The sequence below is a fragment of the Streptomyces sp. NPDC005808 genome (assembly GCF_042871385.1).
In the GTDB taxonomy this organism is placed as follows: Bacteria; Actinomycetota; Actinomycetes; order Streptomycetales; family Streptomycetaceae; genus Streptomyces.
This window is the reverse complement of record NZ_JBIAIK010000017.1, coordinates 135,604-153,424: the sequence shown is the minus strand read 5'-3', so window position 1 is coordinate 153,424 and position 17,821 is coordinate 135,604. Positions and strand designations below refer to the sequence as shown.

The window sequence follows — 17,821 nt, the reverse complement described above, 5'->3', positions numbered from 1 at the left end:
ACTCCACTCGGCGAGGGACGCGGGGGTTACGGCAGCTCGGGCGGAGGCGTGGGCGCCCCCGGCAGCCGAACCGTCGCGACCGTGCCGCCGCCCGCCGCGGGCGTCAGCGAGACCTCGCCGCCCGACTGCTGCACGGTACGCGCGACGATCGACAGACCCAGGCCCGAGCCCGGCAGCGCTCGTGCGCTCGGGGAGCGCCAGAAACGGTCGAAGACGTGCGGGAGTTCCTCGGAGGGGATGCCCGGGCCGTGGTCCCGCACGGTCAGTTCGCCGTCCCTGAGAATCACGTCGACCGTGCCGCCCTCGGGGCTGAACTTCACCGCGTTGTCGAGGATGTTCACGATCGCCCGCTCCAGGCCGGACGGTTCCGCCCGTACGTACCAGGGCTGGATGTCCGCCCTGATCGTCAGCTCAGGGCCGCGCAGCCGCGCCCTGCGCAGCGCCGCGTCCACGGTCTCCTGCAGCGCGACCACCTGCAGCCGGTCCGCCTGATGACCCGCGTCCGAACGCGACAGCGTCTGCAAGTCCCCGATCAGCGAGGCCAGTTCGGTCATCTGCGCGGTGACCGACGAGAGCAGCGCCTTGCGGTCCGCCGGGGGGATGGCCCGGCCCGTCTCCTCGCTGCGGGCGAGGAGTTCGATGTTGGTACGGAGGGAGGTGAGGGGCGTACGGAGTTCGTGGCCGGCGTCGGCGATGAGTTGTTGCTGCAGCTCGCGGGAGGAGGCCAGCGAGGACGTCATCGAGTTGAAGGAACGGGAGAGGCGAGCGATCTCGTCCTCGCTGTCCTCTTCGACGGGGATACGGATGGTGAGGTCTTCGGTCCGTGCGACGTGTTCCACGGCTTCGGTGAGCTTGTCGACGGGGCGGAGGCCTGCGCGGGCCACTCCCAGGCCCGCGGCTCCGGCGCCGACGACTCCGATGCCGGAGACGAGGAGGAGGATCAGGGCGAGGTCGTTGAGCGTGGCTTCCGTGTCCTTGAGCGAGACACCGAACATCAATGCGACGGCAGGGTTGGCCTGGGTGTTGAGGTTAGGGCCTCCCACCATGACGAGGCTGGTTTCCACCCGTACGTTGTTGCCGTCGGAGTCGGTGCTGTTGTGGAAGGTGCGGACCCCCGGGTCGGGATTTGCGGCCACGTCCTTGTCCTTGGCGGTGGTCTTGATCACCCCAGCGGACCCGGGGATGACGCAGGTATCGCCGTCCGAGGTAACGAGCTGCATGTAGACGACCGAGGGCCTGTCGGTCGAGTCGTCGGTACTCTCGGTGCAGTTCGCGACCAAGGACGCCACTTCGGGGGCGCTCAACCTGAGGCTGAAGTTGCTGAGCTGTGTGTCCACCTGGTCGTAAAGCTTCCCCTGCACGATGAACCAACAGGTGACCGAAACCGCCGCCACCCCGAACGCCACCGCCGCAGCCACCAGCATCGACAGCCGAGCCCGGATGGGAAGCGTCCGGAGCCGGCGTACCACCTTGATCACTCCGCGCCGCCCGACCGCAGCACGTACCCCACGCCCCGCACCGTGTGCACGAGGCGCGGCTCGCCGCCGGCCTCGGTCTTGCGGCGGAGGTACATGACGTACACGTCGAGGGAGTTGGAGGACGGCTCGAAGTCGAAGCCCCAGACGGACTTCAGGATCTGCTCGCGGGTGAGGACCTGGCGCGGGTGGGCGAGGAACATCTCCAGGAGCGTGAACTCCGTGCGGGTCAGTTCCACGGCACGCCCGGCGCGGGTGACCTCGCGGGTCGCGAGGTCCATGCGCAGGTCGCCGAAGATGAGAGCGTCGTCCTCGGGAACCCCGACCGCGGCGGCAGCGTAGGAGCTGCGCCGCAGCAACGCCCGGACGCGGGCGAAGAGTTCGTCGAGTTCGAACGGCTTGACGAGGTAGTCGTCGGCGCCGGCGTCGAGCCCGGTGACGCGGTCGCCGACGGTGTCACGCGCGGTCAGCATGAGGATGGGGGTGGTGGTGCCCGCGCCGCGCATCCGGCGGGCGGCCGTCAGACCGTCCATCCTCGGCATCTGGATGTCGAGGACGACCAGGTCGGGCTGGTAGGCGGTCGCCTTCTCCAGCGCGTCCGCCCCGTCGACCGCGACCTGGGTGTCGTATCCCTCGAAGGCGAGGCTGCGCTGTAGTGCTTCGCGTACAGCCGGCTCGTCGTCGACGATCAGGATGCGCTGGGGTTCACGGTCGCCTTCGGCGGGGCTCATGGGCGTGGGTTCCTCGGGTGCGGTGGGACGGGGCCGGTCGCTTTCAGCCTCGCACGTTTCCGGGCTGTGTCGTAGGGCGGTAAGGATCAGCCCTGCTTACGAGGGATCAGCCTCGTACGACGGTACGGCGGCGGGCGGGAGTCCGGCGGGACCGCGGGGCGGCGGCCGTGGAGACCTCAGGAGCCCGGCTCACCGGAGCGTGCAGCTCGCGGGCGACCGCGAGAGCCAGGCCGAGACCGGCCGGGTCGTCGCCCGCGACCGCGTGCGAAACCTGCTTGATCGAGAGCTGCTCGGCCGGAGCCTGCGTGGTCTGCTTGATCTGCGTGGTCATGTCGAACTCCTTGCTCACTTACGGCCCCGCGGGGCGTCTCAGCTGCCTGTGCCGCCTGCGCGGAGGGTTGCCAGGTCGGACTTGACGGTGTTGATCGGGATGGCGAAGCCGAGGCCGACGCTGCCCGCGCTCGACGAGCTGGTGGCGTCCGCGGCGGAGTACATCGCGGAGTTGATGCCGATGATGTTGCCGTTCATGTCGATGAGGGCGCCGCCGGAGTTGCCCGGGTTGAGGGACGCGTCCGTCTGGAGCGCCTTGTACGTCGTGGTGGACGAACCCGTGTCACCGTTGAACTGCTGGCCGCCGAACTCGAACGGCCACTGTCCGCTGCCGCCGCCGCCCTGCGGCTGGCCCTGGCTCTCGTCCGTGGAGACGGTGACGTCACGGTTCAGGGCGGAGACGATGCCGCTGGTGACGGTGCCGGTCAGGCCCTCGGGGGAGCCGATCGCCACAACCTCGTCGCCGACCTGGACGCCGTCGGAGTCGCCGAGCGTCGCAACCGTCAGACCGGAGGGGGCGTCGTCCAGCTTGATCAGCGCGAGGTCCTTGGCGCTGTCGGCGCCGACCACGCTCGCGGTGTACGACTTGCCGTCGCTCAGCTGCACCTTGATCGTGGAGGCGCCCGAGATGACGTGGTTGTTGGTGATGATCTCGCCGTCGGTCGTGATGATCACGCCGGAACCGGTGGCCTCACCGGCGTTCGAGGACGCGGTGATCTCGACGATGCTCGGGCTGACGGCCTTGGCCACCCCGGCGACAGTGCCCTTGTCGGCGGTGGGCACCACGCTCGTGCTGGTGCTGCTCGAAACGGTGGCGGTGCCGGTCAGTTCCTGGATGCCGTATGCGGTGCCGCCTCCGATGGCCGCGGCGACTATCGCGACGGCCGCGAGGAGGGCCAGCGGGCCCTTGGCGCGCTTCTTCGGGGTGTGGTGGGTGGGCGGCGCGGGCTCGGCGGTGAGGACGGCGGTGCTCGCGGCGGCCGGCTCGGGGTAGCCGCCGTAGGAGCCACCGCCCTGGCCGCCGTCGCCGTTCCCGCCGCTGCCGCCCTGACCGGAGCCCGGCCATACGGTGGTGCCGGGCTCCACGGTGACGGGCTGCGCCGGCTGGTGCGCCGGCGGGGGCGGCCACTCGGGGTTCACGGGGGAGGAAGCGTGCTGCTGCTGGGGGTACGCGGGAGGCTGGCTGCCCTGAACATACCCGGACTCGTCGCCCTGCTGGGGGTGCTCGTACTCGCCGCTGCGGCGGAAGCTCTCGGTCATGTAAAAGAGACTGGCGCCCCATCATGAGAGCTCCCTGAGCGCCCGCTGAGAAGCCCGGCAGAAGCTCGTATGCCCGATATAAAGACTCGGGAGCCCAGTATTAGAGCGGTCTGAGTCGCCGTACCAGAGCGGTCCGAATCCCCGTACTAGAGCGGTCTGCGTCCCCGTACCAGAGCGGTCCGAGTCCCCGCGACCGGGTGCCCCCGCCCGGCGCACGGGCCGGGTCAGGCACAGCCGCAGGACCGCCGCACGACCAATCGCGACGGGAACAGCTTCACGCGCTCCCCGCGTGATCCCGCGACCCGCAGACCGTCGTCGAGCACGAGATCGACCGCCGCGCGGGCCATCGCCGTACGGTCGGTCGCGATCGTCGTCATCGGCGGGTCCGTCAGGGCGGCTTCCTTGACGTCGTCGAAGCCGACCACGGCCAGCTCGCCCGGCACGTCGATGCGCAGCTCGCGCGCGGCCCGCAGCACGCCGATCGCCTGGTCGTCGGTGGAGCAGAAGATGGCGGGCGGTCTGTGCGGTCCGGCAAGGAGCTGGAGGCCGACCTGATAGGCGTCGTAGCGGTTGTACGGCGCCTCGAAGAGCCGGCCCTCCGTGGGGATCCCGGCGTCCTGCATCGCACGCCGCCAGCCCTCGACGTGGTCGGAGACCGGGTCGCCGACCGTCGGGGTCTCCGCGATACCGCCGAGACAGGCGACGTAGTCGTACCCGTGCTCCAGCAGATGGCGGGTGGCGAGCTGGGCGCCGCCGATGTCGTCCGTGACGACGGCGACGTCGTCGATGGCCTCGGGCCGTTCGTGCAGCAGCACGACGCGGGCGTCCCAGGCATCGATCTCGGCGGCGGCGTTGTCGTTGAGGGCGTGGCTGACGAGGATCAGTCCGGAGACCCGCATGCCGAGGAAGGCGCGCAGGTAGTGGACCTCGCGCTCCGCGACGTAGTCGGAGTTGCCGACCAGCACCATTTTTCCGCGCTCGGCGGCGGCCTGCTCGACCGCGTGCGCCATCTCCCCGAAGAAGGGTTGGCGTGCGTCCGGCACGATCAGGCCTATGAGCTCGGTCCTCCGCGATGCCATGGCCTGGGCGACCCGGTCGGGCCGGTACCCCAGCTCCTTGATCGCGGCGAGAACGCGCTCGCGCGTGGCCGGGGCAACCGGCCTCGGTCCGTTGTTGATGACATAGCTGACCACGGCGGTGGAAGTACCCGCCAGTCGCGCCACATCATCCCGAGTCACCTTGGCCACGCGCGGAGTCTACGCGGATGGACCTACCCCTGGGCAGGCCGTACGGCTACTTCCTGTGCCGGAGCTGTGGTCTCCTCGGCGTCGACGGCGTCGAGGTGCGCCGTCTCGTCCGCATCCTCCGGCTTTGGCTGGGCCGCCTTGGCCTTCGCCTCGTCCGTGGCCCGGTCCGTCTTCTCCGGTGTAACGAATCGATAACCGACGTTCCGGACGGTCCCGATCAGCGACTCGTGCTCGATTCCGAGCTTCGCGCGCAGTCGTCGTACGTGGACGTCGACCGTCCGCGTACCGCCGAAGTAGTCGTAGCCCCAGACCTCCTGGAGCAGCTGGGCGCGCGTGAAGACACGGCCCGGGTGCTGCGCCAGGTACTTGAGGAGCTCGAACTCCTTGAAGGTCAGGTCGAGGACCCGGCCCTTGAGCTTCGCGCTGTACGTCGCCTCGTCCACGGAGAGGTCGCCGTTGCGGATCTCCATCGGGGAGTCGTCGTTGACGATCTGCTGCCGGCCCATGGCCAGCCGCAGCCGGGCCTCGACCTCCGCCGGACCGGCGGTGTCGAGCAGGACGTCGTCGATGCCCCAGTCGGCGGTGACGGCCGCGAGACCGCCCTCCGTCACGACGAGGATCAGCGGACAGCCAGGCCCCGTCGAGCGCAACAGCTGGCAAAGACTGCGCACTTGAGGGAGATCGCGGCGTCCGTCGATCAGGATGACGTCGGCACCGGGGGTGTCGACGAGGGCGGGGCCTTCCGCCGGAGCCACTCGCACGTTGTGCAGGAGCAGGCCGAGAGCGGGAAGCACCTCCGTCGACGGCTGAAGGGCATTGGTCAGGAGCAGAAGAGAACTCATCGCGCCCCACCTGCCAGGGTCGTCGTCACAAGGTCATGCACGGTTCGCTTGCCCATAACGTCGGTTCCTCCTCGGTCCCTGCGAGGACGTTTGCGGCACTGCTTCGTTCCGCGTCTCCCGCGTCCCTGGGAGGCGCTATGCGCTCGTGGCCTTCGTACATCTGCGGTTTCCCGCTTCGTATACAACGGTTAAGAATGCACAAAAGGACTCGGGGGCTACTCTGCCCGAGTCCTCTGCCCGTCAGAATAGCCCACATGAGCTCAGGTCCGGCAGGTCAAGTCACGGGATCTTTCCTTCGTCCATCCCTTGAGACGACCCCCCGCACCCCTTTGCGGAGGTTTCTGCGCACGGTCGACGGGGTCACGATTGATGCGGCGTACACCCCTGGAACGCGGCCATCAGGTGACCTGGCGATCGTCGTCGCGCACGGTTTCACAGGCGATCTGGACCGCGCGCACGTGCGCCGCGCGGCGGACGCCCTGTCCCGGAATGCGGCGGTTCTCACGTTCTCCTTCCGCGGTCACGGCAGATCCGGCGGCCGCTCCACCGTCGGCGACCGCGAGGTCCACGACCTGGCCGCCGTGGTCGCCTGGGCGCGCGAGCTCGGGCACCAGCGGGTCGTGACCGTCGGCTTCTCGATGGGCGGCTCCGTGGTGCTGCGGCACGCCGCGCTGTACGGGGCTGCGGGGCAGGAGTTCGGGGGAACCACGGAGTACGGGGCTGCGGGGCAGGAGTCCCGGGGAACCACGCAAGCGCGTACGGACGCGGTGGTTTCGGTGAGCGCACCGGCCCGCTGGTACTACCGGGGTACGGCCCCCATGCGGCGCGTGCACTGGCTGGTGACCCAGCCGGTGGGCCGTGCCGTCACCCGCTGCTGTCTGCACACCCGGATCCATGGCCGCGGCTGGAACCCGGTCCCGGCCTCCCCGGTCGAAGCGGTCCCGCTGATCGCGCCCACACCCCTGCTGATCGTCCACGGGGACACCGACGGCTACTTCCCCGTCGACCACCCGCGGATGCTGGCCGCGGCGGCCGCCGGGCACGCCGAACTCTGGCTGGAGCGTGGCATGGGTCACGCCGAGCACGCCGCGGACGACGAGCTGCTGGCCCGCATCGGGGAATGGGCCGCCACCCGCGCGGGCTAGCCTGGCCGTGTTCACAGCGACCATCGACCGACGACTGACTGAGGAACGTGATGGCAAAGGGCACGGTGCGTTACTGGGCCGCGGCCAAGTCCGCCGCCGGCGTCGCCGAGGAGCCGTACGAGGCCGAGACACTCGCCGAGGCGCTCGACACGGCCCGCGAGCGACACCCCGGCGAACTCGTCCGCGTGCTGCGGCGATGCTCGTTCCTCATCGACGGTGACCCCGTGGGAACCCGCGGGCATGAGACGGTACGGCTGGCCGAGGGCGGCACGGTCGAGGTGCTCCCGCCGTTCGCAGGAGGGTGACCGAGACGATGAGCAACCAGCCCCACGATCCGCAGTACCAGCCCCCGTACGAGGGCTATGACCCATATCAGCAGCCCCCGCAGCAGCCTCAGCCCCCGCAGCAGCATCAGCAGCCCGCGCCGCAGCCCGACTGGCAGCAGCACACCCAGCAGTGGGAGGGGCAGACCTGGGAGACCCAGACCCATGCCCCCGTGGTCTCCGCGCCGGACACCGCGTACCTGCCGCCCCAGGGATACCAGCAGGCGTACGGCGTCCCGCAGGGCCAGAGTTACGGGGAGTCGGCTGCGTACGGGTACGCAGCCGCCACGCCCGCACACCAGCCACTCCCGCCGGAGGGCGCGGCCGCCGCTGCCCACGGCTGGGCCCGCGAGCCGCAACCGCAGCCCCAGGTGGACGAGTACGCCCCTGCCGCCGAGGCCGGCCCCGGTTACGGCCCCCCGACCATCACCGGCAACCCCCGCGTCACCGACGCCCAGCGCGCCCGTGCCGAGGGCCGCTCGCCCATCATCGAACCCGGGATCCAGCCCGCCGGGCTCACCGCGCTGCTCGGGCTGCTGCTCTCCGGTACGGCGGCGATCGGGGAGTACGCCCTCGTCGTACCCCTCGTGCTGCTGCAGGCCGTCACCGCGGCCGGATGGTTCCGGCTGAACGGGATGTGGCCCGCCCGGCAGGGCATCGCGCTGGCGTTCGCGGGCGCGCTGACCGCCGACGTGGCGCTGCTCGCCGCGGGCCGGGAGAACGCGCCCGCCGCGATCCTCGGCACCCTTGGGGTCTGGGTGCTGCTCACCCTCGTACTCCAGCTGCGCAGTCACGCCGACGCGGACACACGGATGTCCGGGCTGATGGCGACCGTCGTCTCGGCGGCGCTTGCGATCATCGCGACCGGGTATCTCGCGGCCGAGCCGGACGCCGTGTCGGTGGGCGCCGTCGCGGTCGCCGTGGCGGTTCTCGCCCGCGCGCTGCCGCTGCCCACGGCGGCCTCCGTGGTGGTCGCGCTGCTGGCCGCCACCGGCGCCGGAATCGCGGTCGGCGCGATGACCGACGTCGGCACGCAGGGCGCCTTCATCGGCCTCGGCGCGGGCGTCTGCGCGCTGGTCGGCCACCGGGTCGCCAGCTACGACTACCCGTCCCGTTTCGTCCACTTCACCGCGGGCGTGGCCCTTCCGCTGGCCGCCGCGGCCCCGGCCGTCTATCTGCTGGGGCGCGCCTTCGCCTGAACCGCCTGACGGCCCGGCGGCGCCCCTACCGAGAGGACATGCATGTACGAGGAGCCGTTCACGGCAGTGGATGGAGAGCCGCTCACGGCGGGGGCCGAGGGACCGTCAGTGGGGGAGGAACCGTTCACGGCAGTGGGCGAGGAACCGTTCACGGCAGTGGGCGAGGGGCTGGGCTTCGAGCGCTGCTGCGCCGAGATCGTCACGCAGGCCGGATTCCTCGCGGCCGTCCTTCCCGGCGCGGACCTCGCCGCCGAGGTGCCGTCCTGCCCCGGCTGGACCGTCAACCAACTGGTGCGCCACCTGGGCGGTGGCCAGCGCTGGGCCGAGGAGATCGTCCGCACCCGTGCCGCGCAGCCGCCGCCCGACCTCGACTTCCGTGATCTCTCCCCGTACGCCGGGGAGGACCCGGTGATGCTCGCCGACTGGCTCACCGAGGGCGCCGAGCAGTTCTCGGCCACCCTCCGCAAGGCCGGTCCCGACGCGGACGTGTGGACGCCGCTTCCCAGGGGCCCGCGGAACCCGTACTTCTTCGCGCGTCGCATGACCCATGAGACCGCCCTCCACCGGGCCGACGCGGTCCTGGCGCTCAAGGGCGCGTACGTGCTCGCGCCGGAGGTGGCGGCCGACGGCCTCGACGAGTGGATGGAACTGGGCTCGCTGCCCGAGATGCTCGACTTCCACCCGGGACAGCGGGAGCTCCTCGGCCCCGGCCGCACCCTGCGGTTCGAAGCCACCGACGTACGGGGGGACGGCGAGGCGTCCTGGCTGGTGGACCTGACGGGCGACGTGCTCGCCTGGCGCCGGTCGGCCGAGCCCGCCGCGGTGACGGTCCGGGGCCCACTGTCCGAACTCCTGCTGGCCGTCTACCGCCGCCGCTCCGTGGCCGACGGCTCCCTGGACGTCGAGGGCGACGCCGGGCTGCTCGACTTCTGGCTGGAGCGGGTCGCGTTCGGCTGATGTCTGGTGCCTGGCCACCGGACGTGAACCACCCCGCCCACAGCCTGTGCTTCCTGTCTGCCGGCTGTGGGACCTGGCAGCCGGTCGTTCGTCACAGCTGATCGACAACTGTTCGAAAGGGCTCCCGATCAGGGGGTCCCGCGGGGATAGGCTCGGCGTTCGGCGGCCATTCGGCCGTTTCGGGGGTCGTCACGGATCGTCGGCACAGGGCCGGGGTTGGGGAAACAGCGAGCATGCGTGCACTGCGAATATTCCTGGTCGTCGCCGTCATCCTTGGCGGTCTGTTCGTCATCGCGGACCGGGTGGCGGTCGGTTTCGCGGAGGACGAGGCAGCGAACCGGATCAAGACCACCGAGGGCCTGACCAGCACCCCCGACGTGACCATCGAGGGCTTCCCCTTCCTCACCCAGGCCCTTGGCGGCGAGCTCGACGACGTGAAGATCGGCATCAAGGACTACGAGGCGTCGACAAGCGGTACGGGCGCCGCCGCCGGCACCATCCGCATCGACGACCTCAACGCCGAGATGCACGGCGTCGTCTTCAGCGGCAGCTACAGCACCGCCACCGCCAACACCGCCACCGGCACCGCGACCATCTCGTACGCCGAGCTGCTCAAGGCCGCCAAGACCGAGACCACGGACGTCACGACGGGAGTCACCGCCCAGGTCGTCGGCCTCTCCGACGGCGGCAACGGCAAGATCAAGGTCACCGTCGAGGCGACCGTTTTCGGCACCAAGCTGCCCCAGCCGGTCTCCGTGCTCAGCTCGGTCAGCGTCGAGGGCGACACGGTGAAGGTGCACGCCGACTCCCTGCCGAGCCTGGGCGTCGACCTCGCCGAGGACACGGTCCGCTCGGTCACCGACTTCGAGCAGAAGATCGACGACCTGCCCGGCGGCATCCAGCTCGACAAGGTCGAGGTGGCCAAGGACGGCGTAGACATCTCGGTGAAGGGTTCGGACGTCAGGCTGGTCGGGTAGGAGGGCTCCGGGGTCGGGTAGCCGGGCCGAACGGGCAGGTTCCCGGGTGGGGGTGCCGGGCCGAACAGGCAGGGTTCCAGGGTGGGATACCGGGCCGAACGGGCAGGGCTCCCCGAAGCCGGGCTTGAGGCCTTCGGGCGGGGCGTACGGTCCGAAGGGCGAGACGTCCCCGTCCGTCCTGCAGATGGGTGGCGGGTGCGGAGCGCACACAGGTGCCCGGGAACCGTACGGACATGGCCCTGGCGATTCATCCTTCCCACATCGCGGACGATCGCGTCTCAGCATGCGACACGCCGGTGACATCTGCGGCGGTCCGTCCCTACGATCGTGGACATGCAGTGCAATTTGAGCGTCCTCCGGTCGAGGGGACAGGCGGATTTCACGAAGCGGCGGGCAGTGGACCTCTGCCGCGTCGCCGCCATGCTCTGTCGCACTTTCTGAGCGGAAGCGTCGTTACTTCCGCGAGCCGGGCCCTTTGACCTCTCGCGTCAGGGCCACCCCTGCGCCGGCCGGCCGCCATCGGCATGACCGCGCACCCTCTCCTGAACGCCAACGCCCCGCCCCGCCGCAACTGCCCCGGAGGAGAACGAGCATGAGCCGCAGCGACGTCCTGGTAGACGCCGACTGGGTCCAGGACCACCTGGATGACCCCAGCGTGGCCATCGTCGAGGTCGACGAGGACACGTCAGCGTACGAGAAGAACCACATCAAGAACGCCATCCGGATCGACTGGACGAAGGACCTCCAGGACCCGGTCCGCCGTGACTTCATCGACCAGGAGGGCTTCGAGAAGCTCCTGTCGGAGAAGGGCATCGGCAACGACACCCTCGTCGTGCTCTACGGCGGCAACAACAACTGGTTCGCGTCGTACGCCTACTGGTACTTCAAGCTGTACGGCCACGAGAACGTGAAGCTTCTCGACGGCGGCCGCAAGAAGTGGGAGCTCGACTCCCGCGACCTGGTCGTCGAGGTGCCCGAGCGCGCCGCGACCGACTACAAGGCCAAGGCCCAGAACACCGCGATCCGCGCCTTCCGCGACGACGTCGTGGCGGCCATCGGTTCGCAGAACCTGGTCGACGTGCGGTCGCCCGACGAGTTCAGCGGCAAGCTGCTCGCGCCGGCCCACCTGCCGCAGGAGCAGTCGCAGCGTCCGGGCCACATCCCGTCCGCGCGCAACATCCCGTGGTCGAAGAACGCCAACGACGACGGCACCTTCAAGTCGGACGACGAGCTGAAGGAGCTCTACGCCGACGAGCAGGTCGACCTGGCCAAGGACACGATCGCGTACTGCCGCATCGGTGAGCGTTCCGCGCTCACCTGGTTCGTGCTGCACGAGCTCCTCGGTGTCGAGAACGTCAAGAACTACGACGGTTCCTGGACCGAGTACGGCTCCCTCGTCGGTGTGCCGATCGAGCTCGGCGCCAGCAAGTAATCCGGCAAGAACGGCAAGTCAAGGCCTGAAGGACGGAAACGAAATATGTGTGGAGCGAAGGCCGGCGGTCCCGACGCCTCGACGATCAAGCCCGGTGAGACCACGATCCAGGGGCAGGTGACCCGTGACGGCGAGCCCGTCACCGGTTACGTCCGCCTCCTGGACTCGACCGGTGAGTTCACCGCGGAGGTCCCGACCTCCGCCACGGGCCAGTTCCGCTTCTACGCGGCGGAGGGCACCTGGACCGTACGGGCCCTGGTCCCCGGGGGCACCGCGGACCGCACGGTCGTCGCCCAGACGGGCGGCCTCGCCGAGGTCGCCATCGCCGTCTGACACCAGCGGCACCAGCGGCACCAGCAGCAACTGAAGGGCCGTACTCCGGGCGCCGGGGTACGGCCTTTCGCCGTGCCCGGGCGCTCGGGCCTGCCCCTCTACGGCTGCGGCGGGGCGGGCCTACCCTGGACCTATGTACGCACGACGGCGGCACGTCTACTTCGCCATGATGGGGACGTGCATCGGGTTGTTCGTCCTGGCCTGGGGAGTCGTCCGTCTCTGGTCGGTCCCGGTGGCGGTCGGCATGTGCGTCGTGGCCATGATCATCCCGCCGGTCGCCGCGATGGCCGCCAACCGGCGCGGCCCTGACGACCGGTGGTGGGACGACCCCTCCGGCGACCCCAAGTCCGACGACTGGTGGGACGAGCTGGACGGGAAGAAGCGGCGGGGACCGTAATGGCCGACCCAGTCGTACGGTCGTCTGTCGTACGGCCACCCGTCATCGGGTGATCTGTCGTACGGTCATCCGTCATCGGGCCATGTGTCGTACGGCCATCCGTCATCCGGTCATCTGTCATACGGGGGTACGTGTGAGCGTGAGGCTGTCGACGGTCGCCTTCGAGGCACCTGATGCGCATGCGCTCGCCGGGTTCTACCGACGGCTCCTCGGCTATGTGGTCCGCGCGGAGGAGCCCGACTGGATGCTGATCGGCCCACCGGGGGGCGGCACCGCGCTCGCGTTCGAGACCTCGCGCGGCTACGTCCCGCCGGTCTGGCCCGCAGGACCGGGCGACCAGCGCATGATGCTCCACCTCGACATCGAGGTGGACGATCTGGCCGCGGAGACGGCACGGGCCCTCGCCGAGGGCGCCAGGCTCGCCGACTACCAGCCGCAGGAGGACGTACGCGTCCTCCTCGACCCGGCGGGACACCCGTTCTGCCTCTGGGTGCAGGAGTAACCGCGCCTCAGTAGACGAGCGCCTGGGTCTCCTCCGCCATCGCCTCCTGCACGAACACCTGCGCTCCCGCGATCCGTACGCCCTCGATGACGTCCTTCTCCGCGATGTCCCGCCGGGCCGCGCACTGGGTGCACAGCGTGAGGCGGCCGGCCAGCAGGATCGAGTCGATCAGATCGGGCAGCGGCGCCGCGTGCGGCAGCTCGAACTCGGCGGCGCGGCCGGGCAGCGCGAACCACGCGGACTCGCCGGTCAGCCACAGGGACACCTCGACACCGCTGGCCACGGCCACCGCAGCGACCGTGAAGGCCTGGGAGCAGCGCTCGGGGGCGTCGGCCCCCGCCGTCACCTTGATCACGAGCTTCTTCGCCATGTCCGAATGCTAGTCGGGTGGTACCAGTCGGGTGGTACTCCGAATCGTCGAGCCGTCACCGCCGGCCGCGAGTCAGCCGTCACCGTGGCCGAGGACCAGCCGTCACCGCCGACCGAGGGTCAGCCGTCACGCGGAGCAACCGCCGGCCGAGGACCAGCCGTCGACGCCGCCCAGGCGGACCTGAGAGAGAAGGCCGGGCCCCAGCCGTCTAAGCTGGGGCCCGGCCCTGTATCGCCTTCACCGTGTCACCCGAGGAGCACCCCGTGCTTGAGGCATTCTTCGAAGCCCTGCTCGCCCTTGTCTGCGTCGGCGTTCTCGCCTTCGCCGGGCTGACCGTGAAGAAGCTGTACCAGGGCCAGCGCTGACCACCACGAAGAAAAGCTGCTCATGATCGAGATCCCGTCCGACCTGCACAAGGACCTGCTCCCCCTTGCCTTCCTGCTCGGCAACTGGGCAGGCGCGGGTGTCCACGACTTCCCCGGCTCCGAGAAGTGCAACTTCGGGCAGGAGGTCACCTTCACCCATGACGGGCGGGACTTCCTGGAGTACCACTCGCACACCTGGGTGCTCGACGCCGACGGGAACAAGGTCAGGCCCCTGGAGTCCGAGTTCGGTTTCTGGCGGATCGACCCCAGCCGCAAGGTCGAGGTCGTGATGACCCGCGACGACGGTGTCGTCGAGATCTGGTACGGCGACCTTGCCGCCAAGCAGCCGCAGGTCGACCTGGTCACGGATGCGGTGGCGCGCACGGCCGCCTCGGGTCCGTACACCGGTGGCAAGCGGCTGTACGGGTACGTGAAGAGCGACCTCATGTGGGTCGGCGAGAAGCAGACCCCCGAGGTCGAGCTCCGCCCCTACATGTCCGCGCACCTGAAGAAGGTCGTCACCCCGGAGGACGTCGAACGCTGGGCCAAGGCCCTCCCGGACGACATGCCGGACGACGGCATCGCCTTCTTCAAGTAGACCGCCTGCTTCATGTAGGACGACATCAGGTCCGAGGGCGACGGTCTTACGCCTCACAAAGACGAACTTCACGTTGTTCTGATCCGGGCCGGACACTCTGCTGGGGTGACCGGCCCTACAGCTGTTTCCCGCAGTACCCATGGCGCTCACGGCGCCCTCAGTGCTCCCGAGGCTCCCGACGCTTCCAGTGCTTCCAGCGCCAAGGTGCTCGTCGTCGATGACGAGTACGCCGTCCGCGAGCAGCTCGCGGAAACGTTCCGCCTGGCCGGCTTCGACGTCACCGCTGTCGCCACCGGCGTGGCCGCGCTGAACACCGCGTACGCGGAGCTCCCCGACCTCGTCGTCCTCGACGTCCGCCTGCCGGACTTCGACAGCCTGGAGGTCGCCCGCATCCTGCGCGACGACGGCCACGACGTCCCGGTGGTCTTCCTCCCCAAGCCCTTCGTCCTCGAGAACATCGTCACCCGCGTACGAGAGATCCTGACTCCGTAGCCGCGGCCTACACTGGGCGCGTGGTGAGCACCGACTGGAAGAGCGATCTGCGGCAGCGCGGTTACCGGCTGACTCCGCAGCGGCAACTTGTGCTCGAAGCGGTGGACACGCTGGAGCACGCCACCCCGGACGACATCCTGGTCGAGGTACGGAGAACGGCCTCGGGCGTGAACATCTCGACGGTCTACCGGACGCTGGAGCTCCTGGAGGAGCTCGGTCTGGTCAGCCACGCGCATCTCGGGCACGGCGCGCCGACGTACCACCTGGCCGACCGCCACCACCACATCCACCTGGTCTGCCGGGACTGCAAGAACGTCATCGAGGCCGACACCAAGATCGCCGCCGAGTTCACCGCCAAGCTCCGCGAGAGGTTCGGCTTCGAGACGGACCTGAAGCACTTCGCGATCTTCGGCCTCTGCAAGGACTGCTCGCTCAAGAATTCAACTACCACGTCGTAGGCTGTCCATATGAAGAGCCCTCTGCTGTCCCTGCCCGGCGCCGTCTCCGCCGAGGGTGTGGACGAAGGCGTCGCCGCCCATTACGGAGACCTGTTCCGCGAACAGCGTGCCCTCGCCGACGGCACCGGTTTCGTGGACCTCTCGCACCGCGGCGTTGTCACGGTCACCGGAGACGACCGGCTCACCTGGCTGCACCTGCTGCTCACCCAGCATGTGACGGACCTCCCGGCGGGCCGTGCCACCGAAGCGCTGATCCTCTCCGCGAACGGCCACATCGAGCACGCGCTGTACCTCGTCGACGACGGCACCACGACCTGGATCCACGTGGAACCCGACAGCCAGGACGCGCTGATCGCGTACCTGGAGTCCATGAAGTTCTTCTACCGGGTCGAAGTCGCCGACCGGACGGCCGAGTTCGCCCTCGTGCACCTGCCGGCGGGATCGATCGCCGAGGTCCCGGACGGCGTCGTCGTACGCGAGACGCCGCACGGACGCGATCTTTTCCTCCCGCGTACGGAGCTGGAGTCGTACGCCGCCAAGAGCGGTCCGGCGGCCGGGCTGCTCGCGTACGAGGCGCTGCGCGTCGAGAGCCACCGGCCGCGCCTCGGTTTCGAGACCGACCACCGCACCATCCCGCACGAGCTGGGCTGGATCGGCAGCGCGGTGCATCTGCAGAAGGGCTGCTACCGGGGACAGGAGACCGTCGCCCGGGTCCAGAACCTGGGCAAGCCCCCGCGCCGGCTCGTCTTCCTCCACCTCGACGGCAGCGAGGTCCATCTCCCGCCGCCGGGCACGGAGTTGCGCCGCGCGGACGAAGGCCCCGACAGTCGCAAGATCGGCGTCATCACCACCTCGGTCCGCCACCACGAGCTGGGCCCGATCGCTCTCGCGGTCATCAAGCGGAACGTGCCGTTGGACGCGCCGCTGCTCGCGGACTCGACGGCGGCTGCGCAGGAGGTCGTGGTCGAGCCGTAGCCGCGGCTACATCTCCAGCAGGACGGTGAACGGGCCGTCGTTCGTCAGCGAGACGCGCATCTGCGCGCCGAACCGGCCCGTCGCCACCGTCGCCCCCAGGGCGCGGAGTTGGGCGACCACCTCGTCGACCAGGGGCTCGGCGACATCGCCCGGGGCGGCCGCGTTCCAGGTGGGGCGACGGCCCTTGCGGGCATCGCCGTACAGCGTGAACTGGCTGATGACCAGCAGCGGCGCGTCGATGTCCGAGCAGGACCGCTCCTCGCTCAGCATGCGAACCGACCAGAGTTTGCGGGCGAGTTGGGCCGCCTTCTCCTTGGTGTCGTCATGGGTGACCCCGACGAGGACGCACAGTCCCTCTCCGCTGATCTCGCCGACCGTCTCGCCCTCGACGACGACGCTCGCGCCGTCCACTCTCTGCACCACCGCACGCATGCGGACCATCATGCCGTGCGCGCGTACGGGGGCTCTGTGCGGGCCCTTCGTGTGATTTCCCGGTTCGCCAAACCCCCATCTGGGGCCGATCGGGGGCACTCGGTCACATAGCGACCACCAGGGGTGGCACCATGCGGGGTGTTGCGGTGCATTCATGGGCGCATTCATGGCGCATGCATGGGACGGACCGCGCCGGTCGAGGGGACGGTAGAGGCACATGAGCACACCGAGTAGTGGGCAGCCGCCCGGGGTCGTGTCACTGACCCGTACGAGCCCGCGGGCGGGACGGACAGCGCATGCGGCGGGGTTGACGGCCACGGCCCGGCCGCCGGTGCAGCGCACCGACAGTCCTCCTCCACTCTCGGCTCCGTTCGAGCGGGAGGTACCCCCGTCCCCGGAAGGTCCGCGGCACGACCTGGCCGTACTGCGGCTGGCCGAGCTGCGCGTGCTGCGCCGGGACGCCCAGCGGGACGAGGCCGACCTCAGCTATGTGCGACGGCTGCTCCAGGGGCGCATCGACATCCTGCGGGCCGAGCTGGCGCGCCGCGGGGGACTGCGGGCGCACGGCGCGGGGCAGCCGCGGGTGGTCGGTTCCGGGGAGCCGTCGGTCGTCGAGCGGCTCTCGGAGATCCTCACGGACGCACCCGCCCGGCACCGTTCCTCGGCCCGCCATGTGACGGTGGGCACGCCGCACGGCGAGGAGTACCGGCGGCTGGCCTCGGACATGCTCTCCGAGGTGGAACTGTCCGACCTCGAAGCCCGTACGGACGAAGAGCTGGGCGCGGGAATGGGCCGGCTCGTACGGTACGAGCAGCAGGTCTCCCGGCGCCGCCAGCAGCTCCAGCGCACCGCCGACGACTGCAGCGCGGAGATCGCCCGCAGGTACCGCGAGGGCGAAGCGCAGGTCGAGGACCTGCTCGTGTGACGGACGCGTCCGTCACACCCCCGGGAAAGAGGGACGGGCAGGGGGCGGAGGGGGCG

Annotated in this window: 22 protein-coding genes; 14 read left to right on the top strand and 8 right to left on the bottom strand. The window is 70.0% G+C overall.

Annotated features, from left to right (window positions below; translation table 11 throughout):
• Positions 1–26 precede the first annotated feature (26 nt).
• The 6 genes from ACFYPC_RS31170 to ACFYPC_RS31145 all read right to left on the bottom strand — a co-directional run bounded on the left by ACFYPC_RS31170 (position 27) and on the right by ACFYPC_RS31145 (position 5,885).
• On the bottom strand, positions 27–1,478 hold the full coding sequence (locus tag ACFYPC_RS31170; protein ID WP_391889389.1) for an ATP-binding protein: 1,452 nt from the start codon (positions 1,476–1,478) through the stop codon (positions 27–29).
• The gene (locus ACFYPC_RS31165; protein WP_391889387.1) at positions 1,475–2,206 is read right to left on the bottom strand and encodes a response regulator transcription factor; all 732 of its coding nucleotides are present in this window, start codon (positions 2,204–2,206) and stop codon (positions 1,475–1,477) included. Before ACFYPC_RS31165 ends, ACFYPC_RS31170 begins: the two co-directional genes overlap by 4 nt.
• A gap of 106 nt (positions 2,207–2,312) precedes the next feature.
• A complete protein-coding gene (locus ACFYPC_RS31160) occupies positions 2,313–2,537 on the bottom strand; it encodes a hypothetical protein (RefSeq protein WP_391889385.1) in 225 nt (74 codons plus the stop codon).
• Between the two features lie 38 nt (positions 2,538–2,575).
• On the bottom strand, positions 2,576–3,796 hold the full coding sequence (locus ACFYPC_RS31155; RefSeq protein ID WP_391889383.1) for a S1C family serine protease: 1,221 nt from the start codon (positions 3,794–3,796) through the stop codon (positions 2,576–2,578).
• A 224-nt stretch (positions 3,797–4,020) separates the two neighbouring features.
• Positions 4,021–5,043, bottom strand: a complete 1,023-nt coding sequence (locus ACFYPC_RS31150; RefSeq protein WP_391889382.1) for a LacI family DNA-binding transcriptional regulator — start codon at positions 5,041–5,043, stop codon at positions 4,021–4,023.
• 23 nt (positions 5,044–5,066) lie between these two features.
• Positions 5,067–5,885, bottom strand: coding sequence for a winged-helix domain-containing protein (locus ACFYPC_RS31145; protein WP_391889380.1), 819 nt, complete (start codon positions 5,883–5,885; stop codon positions 5,067–5,069).
• Positions 5,886–6,139: 254 nt separating this feature from the next.
• Between ACFYPC_RS31145 and ACFYPC_RS31140 the strand changes: the two genes are divergently transcribed.
• The 9 genes from ACFYPC_RS31140 to ACFYPC_RS31100 all read left to right on the top strand — a co-directional run bounded on the left by ACFYPC_RS31140 (position 6,140) and on the right by ACFYPC_RS31100 (position 13,150).
• The gene (locus ACFYPC_RS31140) at positions 6,140–7,030 is read left to right on the top strand and encodes an alpha/beta hydrolase family protein (RefSeq protein WP_391889378.1); all 891 of its coding nucleotides are present in this window, start codon (positions 6,140–6,142) and stop codon (positions 7,028–7,030) included.
• A 50-nt stretch (positions 7,031–7,080) separates the two neighbouring features.
• Positions 7,081–7,335 carry a MoaD/ThiS family protein gene (locus ACFYPC_RS31135; RefSeq protein ID WP_365442982.1) on the top strand — a complete coding sequence of 85 codons (255 nt, stop codon included), beginning with the start codon at positions 7,081–7,083 and terminating at the stop codon, positions 7,333–7,335.
• 8 nt (positions 7,336–7,343) lie between these two features.
• On the top strand, positions 7,344–8,552 hold the full coding sequence (locus ACFYPC_RS31130; RefSeq protein ID WP_391889376.1) for a hypothetical protein: 1,209 nt from the start codon (positions 7,344–7,346) through the stop codon (positions 8,550–8,552).
• Between the two features lie 42 nt (positions 8,553–8,594).
• A complete protein-coding gene (locus ACFYPC_RS31125) occupies positions 8,595–9,509 on the top strand; it encodes a maleylpyruvate isomerase family mycothiol-dependent enzyme (protein WP_391889374.1) in 915 nt (304 codons plus the stop codon).
• A gap of 233 nt (positions 9,510–9,742) precedes the next feature.
• On the top strand, positions 9,743–10,486 hold the full coding sequence (locus ACFYPC_RS31120) for a DUF2993 domain-containing protein (RefSeq protein WP_391889372.1): 744 nt from the start codon (positions 9,743–9,745) through the stop codon (positions 10,484–10,486).
• Positions 10,487–11,078: 592 nt separating this feature from the next.
• Positions 11,079–11,918, top strand: coding sequence for a sulfurtransferase (locus ACFYPC_RS31115; protein ID WP_391889370.1), 840 nt, complete (start codon positions 11,079–11,081; stop codon positions 11,916–11,918).
• A gap of 45 nt (positions 11,919–11,963) precedes the next feature.
• Positions 11,964–12,251, top strand: coding sequence for a DUF1416 domain-containing protein (locus ACFYPC_RS31110; protein ID WP_054232391.1), 288 nt, complete (start codon positions 11,964–11,966; stop codon positions 12,249–12,251).
• 133 nt (positions 12,252–12,384) lie between these two features.
• Positions 12,385–12,648, top strand: a complete 264-nt coding sequence (locus ACFYPC_RS31105) for a DUF3099 domain-containing protein (RefSeq protein ID WP_391889368.1) — start codon at positions 12,385–12,387, stop codon at positions 12,646–12,648.
• A gap of 133 nt (positions 12,649–12,781) precedes the next feature.
• The gene (locus ACFYPC_RS31100; RefSeq protein WP_391889366.1) at positions 12,782–13,150 is read left to right on the top strand and encodes a VOC family protein; all 369 of its coding nucleotides are present in this window, start codon (positions 12,782–12,784) and stop codon (positions 13,148–13,150) included.
• 7 nt (positions 13,151–13,157) lie between these two features.
• Here the strand turns inward: ACFYPC_RS31100 and ACFYPC_RS31095 are convergent, their stop codons facing one another.
• Positions 13,158–13,520: a DsrE family protein gene (locus ACFYPC_RS31095; RefSeq protein ID WP_391889364.1), complete on the bottom strand. Its 363-nt coding sequence runs from the start codon at positions 13,518–13,520 to the stop codon at positions 13,158–13,160.
• A gap of 387 nt (positions 13,521–13,907) precedes the next feature.
• Here ACFYPC_RS31095 and ACFYPC_RS31090 point away from each other — a divergent pair, with 387 nt between their 5' ends.
• The 4 genes from ACFYPC_RS31090 (at position 13,908) to ACFYPC_RS31075 (ending at position 16,408) form a co-directional block, all read left to right on the top strand.
• Positions 13,908–14,483, top strand: coding sequence for an FABP family protein (locus ACFYPC_RS31090; protein ID WP_391889363.1), 576 nt, complete (start codon positions 13,908–13,910; stop codon positions 14,481–14,483).
• A 105-nt stretch (positions 14,484–14,588) separates the two neighbouring features.
• Entirely contained in the window at positions 14,589–14,975 is a 387-nt protein-coding gene (locus tag ACFYPC_RS31085) for a response regulator transcription factor (protein WP_391889361.1), read from the top strand.
• A 20-nt stretch (positions 14,976–14,995) separates the two neighbouring features.
• Positions 14,996–15,433, top strand: a complete 438-nt coding sequence (locus ACFYPC_RS31080; RefSeq protein WP_391889359.1) for a Fur family transcriptional regulator — start codon at positions 14,996–14,998, stop codon at positions 15,431–15,433.
• A 9-nt stretch (positions 15,434–15,442) separates the two neighbouring features.
• The gene (locus ACFYPC_RS31075; RefSeq protein ID WP_391889357.1) at positions 15,443–16,408 is read left to right on the top strand and encodes a YgfZ/GcvT domain-containing protein; all 966 of its coding nucleotides are present in this window, start codon (positions 15,443–15,445) and stop codon (positions 16,406–16,408) included.
• A gap of 6 nt (positions 16,409–16,414) precedes the next feature.
• Here ACFYPC_RS31075 and dtd read toward each other — a convergent pair whose 3' ends face one another.
• Positions 16,415–16,840: a D-aminoacyl-tRNA deacylase gene (gene dtd, locus ACFYPC_RS31070; RefSeq protein ID WP_391889355.1), complete on the bottom strand. Its 426-nt coding sequence runs from the start codon at positions 16,838–16,840 to the stop codon at positions 16,415–16,417.
• Between the two features lie 217 nt (positions 16,841–17,057).
• Between dtd and ACFYPC_RS31065 the strand changes: the two genes are divergently transcribed.
• Entirely contained in the window at positions 17,058–17,765 is a 708-nt protein-coding gene (locus tag ACFYPC_RS31065; protein WP_391889353.1) for an AmfC protein, read from the top strand.
• The last annotated feature ends 56 nt before the right edge of the window (positions 17,766–17,821 follow it).

What these genes read in the sequence shown, in the direction of transcription:
- ACFYPC_RS31160 (WP_391889385.1), bottom strand. Translation starts at nt 2,537, where the DNA reads ATGACCACGCAGATCAAGCAGACCACGCAGGCTCCGGCCGAGCAGCTC.
- ACFYPC_RS31140 (WP_391889378.1), top strand. Translation starts at nt 6,140, where the DNA reads ATGAGCTCAGGTCCGGCAGGTCAAGTCACGGGATCTTTCCTTCGTCCA.
- ACFYPC_RS31125 (WP_391889374.1), top strand. Translation starts at nt 8,595, where the DNA reads ATGTACGAGGAGCCGTTCACGGCAGTGGATGGAGAGCCGCTCACGGCG.
- ACFYPC_RS31130 (WP_391889376.1), top strand. Translation starts at nt 7,344, where the DNA reads ATGAGCAACCAGCCCCACGATCCGCAGTACCAGCCCCCGTACGAGGGC.
- ACFYPC_RS31155 (WP_391889383.1), bottom strand. Translation starts at nt 3,796, where the DNA reads ATGACCGAGAGCTTCCGCCGCAGCGGCGAGTACGAGCACCCCCAGCAG.
- ACFYPC_RS31120 (WP_391889372.1), top strand. Translation starts at nt 9,743, where the DNA reads ATGCGTGCACTGCGAATATTCCTGGTCGTCGCCGTCATCCTTGGCGGT.
- ACFYPC_RS31115 (WP_391889370.1), top strand. Translation starts at nt 11,079, where the DNA reads ATGAGCCGCAGCGACGTCCTGGTAGACGCCGACTGGGTCCAGGACCAC.
- ACFYPC_RS31105 (WP_391889368.1), top strand. Translation starts at nt 12,385, where the DNA reads ATGTACGCACGACGGCGGCACGTCTACTTCGCCATGATGGGGACGTGC.
- ACFYPC_RS31165 (WP_391889387.1), bottom strand. Translation starts at nt 2,206, where the DNA reads ATGAGCCCCGCCGAAGGCGACCGTGAACCCCAGCGCATCCTGATCGTC.
- ACFYPC_RS31110 (WP_054232391.1), top strand. Translation starts at nt 11,964, where the DNA reads ATGTGTGGAGCGAAGGCCGGCGGTCCCGACGCCTCGACGATCAAGCCC.
- dtd (WP_391889355.1), bottom strand. Translation starts at nt 16,840, where the DNA reads ATGCGTGCGGTGGTGCAGAGAGTGGACGGCGCGAGCGTCGTCGTCGAG.
- ACFYPC_RS31095 (WP_391889364.1), bottom strand. Translation starts at nt 13,520, where the DNA reads ATGGCGAAGAAGCTCGTGATCAAGGTGACGGCGGGGGCCGACGCCCCC.
- ACFYPC_RS31135 (WP_365442982.1), top strand. Translation starts at nt 7,081, where the DNA reads ATGGCAAAGGGCACGGTGCGTTACTGGGCCGCGGCCAAGTCCGCCGCC.
- ACFYPC_RS31090 (WP_391889363.1), top strand. Translation starts at nt 13,908, where the DNA reads ATGATCGAGATCCCGTCCGACCTGCACAAGGACCTGCTCCCCCTTGCC.
- ACFYPC_RS31145 (WP_391889380.1), bottom strand. Translation starts at nt 5,885, where the DNA reads ATGAGTTCTCTTCTGCTCCTGACCAATGCCCTTCAGCCGTCGACGGAG.
- ACFYPC_RS31065 (WP_391889353.1), top strand. Translation starts at nt 17,058, where the DNA reads ATGAGCACACCGAGTAGTGGGCAGCCGCCCGGGGTCGTGTCACTGACC.
- ACFYPC_RS31075 (WP_391889357.1), top strand. Translation starts at nt 15,443, where the DNA reads ATGAAGAGCCCTCTGCTGTCCCTGCCCGGCGCCGTCTCCGCCGAGGGT.